Below are 4781 nucleotides of genomic sequence, written 5' to 3'. Positions count from 1 at the left end.
TCGCACTTTTCGCTCTCCGAAGAGAACAAAATCTTGCTTTCCGTTGGAGACTCCCAGAATCCCCAAGGGAAAGCGGGGGAAAATCCCCCACTCACCAGTAGAACGTCTCTACTTCTTCCGGCAAATCATCAAGAGGAGCAAGCACGTCCTCATCAACAATGTACCGTGGCTTCACAGAGCCAGTAACCGTTACACGGCACCGCTCTGATGACTTCTCTCTGTACTGGTCAACATCCTCAGGCTTCACGCCTGACGCCTTATCAGCCAACAGCTTTTTGTAGTCTACCCGGCCAGCCGCTTTGTATCTCGTTACCATCACACCGCAGTAGTCGGCATGGAAGTATTCCCCCATGAGGGACTTCATGGTGTCGAGATGAGGCTTTTGCCTTTCTTGAAGCTCAGACAGTCGCTGTTTCAGCTCCTGAATCTCAGCATCATAGAGGCGGTATTCCTCAGCAGCAGCAATCCAACGGTTGACCTCTTCACCTTGCGGTATGTACAGGTCTCTCTCTGGATCTTTGTCGGGCTCCTTCTTGTCTACTACCTGTTGCCAGAACTTTTTAGCCTCGGCCAAGATTTCTTGAATCATGGCTTCGTCTCGGAGTATTGGAAACTCCTGAATCTGACCTTCAAAGTAGAAGACTAACCAGCCTTGCTTGGCCCCCGTTACCAGGAGCTGGTGTTGCACCTGCGGGTAATAAAGCTGGTATGCCTTGCTGTTTGCTTTCTCAGCACAAACATCTTCCCAGACAGTCGCACTCGGGCTTTTCAGCTCGACGGGCTCCCCGTTATCTCTCAGGCCATCCAGGGAGGCCCTCATGAGCGGGTATTGAACCGATTCGACACAGGCGGGGAGCAGCATGTCATCATACTTCTCCTCGAAAGCGCGTCTTGCAGCATCTTCGTTTTCTATCCCCCGGCGAACCAGCGGATTAAGACTCAGATCGACTTCACGCGCATACCCAGTCTTCTCGGCCCACAGTCTCCATCGTGTTTTGTACGGAGACCGATTGAGCAGGATAGCGGCGTCAGTGGCTGTTACACCTTGACGCCGCCAATCAAGCCAATCTTCCTCTCGTTGCGATAGGTTGACTATTTTCATGGACCTCTCTCCAATGGTTAGGAGGGAGATCTCCCCCAGCGGGGGAGTCCCCCCCGTTGGGGTTAGTAGTAACTGCCTTCCGCGCCCTCCTCTTCTGTAACAGGGATCATGTCCTCGTCACTCAAAGGCGGCATTTCTTCGGCACCAGGTTCAGCATTTGCAGAACCACCAGCGGCGGACTCTTGCTCGTGCGCTTCCTGGTAGTCAGGTTTCGGAGGCTCCATTTGATCCATCTCCTTGTCACGAAGGAATTGAGTCGCATATTGCAGTTCCGAACCTTCATACCGTCCCTTCACATACTCATGCGCCGCAGACCATGCGTTTTCAGCAATGGCGCGATTTGCGAGTTTGGTTAGGATCGGGTCAAGCTCTTTGTGCTCAATAGCCAAAGGCTCTTGGCTTTGAACTTGAGATGGTGAAGGGAGATTGGCAATAGCCGGGTTAATGGCCGATGCCTGCTCCATTTCACGGATGCGTTCAGCTTCATCCTGGTCATAAATACCAGAGAAACCAAATGCGACACGAGAACACTGGATCAGCGACTTGTGCCGGAGTTGACGCTTGGTGTGCGTTTGCCAGGGGCCATCAACAGTGTAAGCACCATTGCGACCTTGACCCTGAAACGGTTCACGGTACACCTCATCAATGAACTCCTTGATGCGGATAGGGCGAGATCTGTCCTTACGGTAAATCACGCATTCAATCCACTCAGGGCAGTCAACTTTCGCCCCCTGCATTCTGACCATCTTGTCCGAATACACGAACTCGACGCCATCATACTGGGGATGCTCGTTGATGATGCGGCTCCAACCATCAACACCTACTACCGGAATGATCCCATTTTGCTTGTCAGGAAACGCATAGATTTCCCGAGTGAAAGGGTTCAAACCGTACTGTTCAGCCACGATCAGGAGCGTCATCATCTGCTCATCGGTCGGGGCACTTCCATCTCGCTGCTTGAATGCGGTCGCCTTCAAAGTTTCATAGAACTTTCGGGTGTCCACGCCAAACCGGCTTGCGATACGGGTTACAAGAGATTTGTTATCAGACATGGTGTTTCTCCAATTCACGAATGAACGGTTTGAGGACACCATGACCCCCTCGGGGCATGAGTGCCCCCGTGGGGTTTAGTAAGAGTTGGCGGTGTTACCCGCCAGCCAAGTGGTGCAGCCGCATGAACGGGATGTCATCATCCCAGCCATCAGGAGCGGGACCATAGCCTCCGCCCATACCACCTTGCGGTGCTGATTGCTGCACAGGAGCAGATTGCGTACCGGCTCCTGTACGTTGCCCTTTTTGGGGCGCTGCACGTTGAGAGTTGTCCTGAGGTGCATTTCCACGACCACCAAGCATCTGCATTTCAACGCAGTGTACTTCGGTGGTGTAGCGCTCGATTTGTTGGCTGTCAGTCCACTTCCGGGTGCGGTTGCTCCCTTCGAGATAGACTTGGGAGCCCTTTTTCAGGTACTCACCAGCGACTTCTGCCAAACGACCTTTAAGCACAATACGGTGCCACTCAGTATGCTCTCTTTGCTCGCCAGACTGCTTATCGCGCCACGTATCCGTTGTTGCAACGTTGAAGTTGGCAACGGCAGTTCCGCTTGGCATGTAGCGAATTTCCGGGTCAGAACCGAGATTACCGACCAGAATTACTTTGTTGACGCCTTTAGACATCATGACCTCCAAGTTATTTGGAGAGGGCCAACGCCCCTTTCGGGGAGCAAGCCCCCGTAAGGGTTAAAAAAAGTGATCCTCTTGTTCGGCGTCGATCTCTGCCAGGCGAATCAGCTCAGATACAAGGCCAAGCCTTTCTGCATCTGCTCTTACTTCGTCGTAGCTGAAACCAAACCGTTCAATGAGGGGTTTTAGTGAATCAAAACGCTCGTAGTCGAAGGTATCACCCTGTTCATCACAGAATGCCACCAGCGGCTTCTCTACGTTTGAAAAGTCATCCGCGAAACGCTGTTGCAGGTAAACCAACATCAGCAGGGGTTTGTGACCATGTTCCGGGCGGAGTTCACCAGCGCCTTCCAGCGTAGCTGGATGGATAGTGTTTTCGCCTAGTCCAGTGCTAACCCCAAGCTCATAACCGCTGTCAGTACGCATCAGCACACTGGGTAGCAAGTCATTTGAGCCTTCGCTCCGAGCAACCTCAAAGCCGATTAAACCGGCTCCTTTGGCAAAAACCCCAGCAACAAAACCTTTGAAGAGGTTTATGTCACCTGGAGGTAACTCAGAGGGCGGAGATAACAGCCAGTTGAGAGATCCCAAGCTGGCTGTTTGTCCGGCTGAAACATTCCCCCCTTCCAGCACCGTCTGTGTCTCTGCGTTTACCAGCACCTCATCCAGAAAGGTGTACCCCTGGCTGAGAAACTGTGACACATACTGGCTTTCTTTGTCCTTGTAGGACATTGGGATCGTGTCTGGGCCGTTAGCTTCAAAAGGTCCTTCGAGCTTTGTCTCAGACCAATTTTCAGCTTTCCCATCAGTGACGGTTCGGCGTAGCTCGACCATCGTGAATTGGCCTGGCTCCGAGGAGCTGGGCTCCCGGAGCAACTTGTAGCCAATGAAGACTTCTATTGTGGTTTCGTCATTGCCCCACTCTTTAGCAGTGTAACGACGGCACAAACAGTCATTTTTCTTCATGCGTCACCCCTTAGCGCCATTGGTCCCCGAACACATCCTTCGCAACACGCAGGATGGCTTCACGCTCCTCTTTGGCCGCACGGATAAGCAGAGCTTGATCCAGGGCGTATTCAAGAGCATTTGGGGCACCACGGAACGCTAGAGACAGTTTCGCCCAACGCACCAACGTCCGAGTGGACATGGTGACGCTGATCTGACCATCTTCACCGTTTTCGCCAAGAAACAGTTTGCGGACCTGATTAGCAATCCGAACCATTCCCTTCCGCACATTTTCCGGAAGTTTCGGAGTAACACGGCCAAGAATGCTGAGTTCAGCTTCCTCATCCGCATACCCTACTTTGGTGAAACGATAGCGATCCATAGCTGCGAGGTTCTGCATCATCACCCCCTGGTACAAACCAGAAGCATCACCGGACCCCGTAGAGTTACCAGTAACGACCACACGAAACATCGGGTGCGGCTTGATGATTTCCCCGCCATTCTGAGCGATCACAAGGGGACGCCCTTCAAGGACATCGTTGAGACCAGCCAGCTCGGCAGGGTCGGCCAAATCCACCTCGTTGATGAGGAGCAGATGACCTTCACGCATAGCGACTGCCAGGGGTCCATACATGAACTTCATGACAGGTGGTTGACCAGGCTTTTCCGCGACCAGAGCGTGATGTCCAATCAGATCTGTCAGCTCCATCCGCCCGTGGGCAGTGATTTGCTGAACAGGCCAGTTGAGACGACCAGCGATCTCGGTGATACCTGAGGTTTTGCCAGACCCGGTAGGGCCGGTTACGAACAATGCGTCACCGCCAGGCTCTTTGAGATAGGCCAAGACCTCTCGCAGAAACTCTTTGCGGAAAACGTAGTTGGTATCAGTGGCAGGGATGAAAGGGTTTGAACCGTCAGCGTAGCCGATGGCCGTTACCTTCTCCGGAATGCTGGGCATACCGAAAACCTTGCTTACTGAGAATTGAGAGTATTGAGACATAGGTGCGCTCCTATTGTGACAGGCGCACCACGTCCCGAACCGGGCGGATGCGCC

The 4781-nt window shown here is 53.0% G+C and carries 5 protein-coding genes; all 5 read right to left on the bottom strand.

All coding sequences use genetic code 11. The annotated features are described in order from the left end of the window. Positions 1 to 91 precede the first annotated feature (91 nt). Positions 92 to 1102 (bottom strand): YqaJ viral recombinase family nuclease, encoded by a 1011-nt coding sequence (locus HMPREF3143_RS10800; RefSeq protein WP_000706865.1) that lies wholly within the window; start codon positions 1100 to 1102, stop codon positions 92 to 94. Positions 1103 to 1164: 62 nt separating this feature from the next. After that, complete coding sequence (gene bet, locus HMPREF3143_RS10795; RefSeq protein ID WP_001282585.1) at positions 1165 to 2154, bottom strand: phage recombination protein Bet; 990 nt, start codon at positions 2152 to 2154, stop codon at positions 1165 to 1167. A 94-nt stretch (positions 2155 to 2248) separates the two neighbouring features. Then, positions 2249 to 2779 (bottom strand): single-stranded DNA-binding protein, encoded by a 531-nt coding sequence (gene ssb, locus HMPREF3143_RS10790; protein WP_000987165.1) that lies wholly within the window; start codon positions 2777 to 2779, stop codon positions 2249 to 2251. A gap of 60 nt (positions 2780 to 2839) precedes the next feature. Continuing rightward, a complete protein-coding gene (locus HMPREF3143_RS10785) occupies positions 2840 to 3748 on the bottom strand; it encodes a hypothetical protein (protein WP_000739139.1) in 909 nt (302 codons plus the stop codon). A gap of 10 nt (positions 3749 to 3758) precedes the next feature. Then, a complete protein-coding gene (locus HMPREF3143_RS10780; RefSeq protein WP_000085162.1) occupies positions 3759 to 4727 on the bottom strand; it encodes an AAA family ATPase in 969 nt (322 codons plus the stop codon). Positions 4728 to 4781: the final 54 nt, after the last annotated feature.

It is taken from the genome of Enterobacter sp. HMSC16D10 (assembly GCF_001807145.1).
Classification (GTDB): domain Bacteria; phylum Pseudomonadota; class Gammaproteobacteria; order Enterobacterales; family Enterobacteriaceae; genus Enterobacter; species Enterobacter roggenkampii.
This window is presented reverse-complemented; position numbering and strand designations above follow the sequence as displayed.

Coding starts and splice junctions, on each gene's coding strand:
- bet (WP_001282585.1), bottom strand. CDS start 2,154: ATGTCTGATAACAAATCTCTTGTAACCCGTATCGCAAGCCGGTTTGGC.
- HMPREF3143_RS10780 (WP_000085162.1), bottom strand. CDS start 4,727: ATGTCTCAATACTCTCAATTCTCAGTAAGCAAGGTTTTCGGTATGCCC.
- HMPREF3143_RS10785 (WP_000739139.1), bottom strand. CDS start 3,748: ATGAAGAAAAATGACTGTTTGTGCCGTCGTTACACTGCTAAAGAGTGG.
- ssb (WP_000987165.1), bottom strand. CDS start 2,779: ATGATGTCTAAAGGCGTCAACAAAGTAATTCTGGTCGGTAATCTCGGT.
- HMPREF3143_RS10800 (WP_000706865.1), bottom strand. CDS start 1,102: ATGAAAATAGTCAACCTATCGCAACGAGAGGAAGATTGGCTTGATTGG.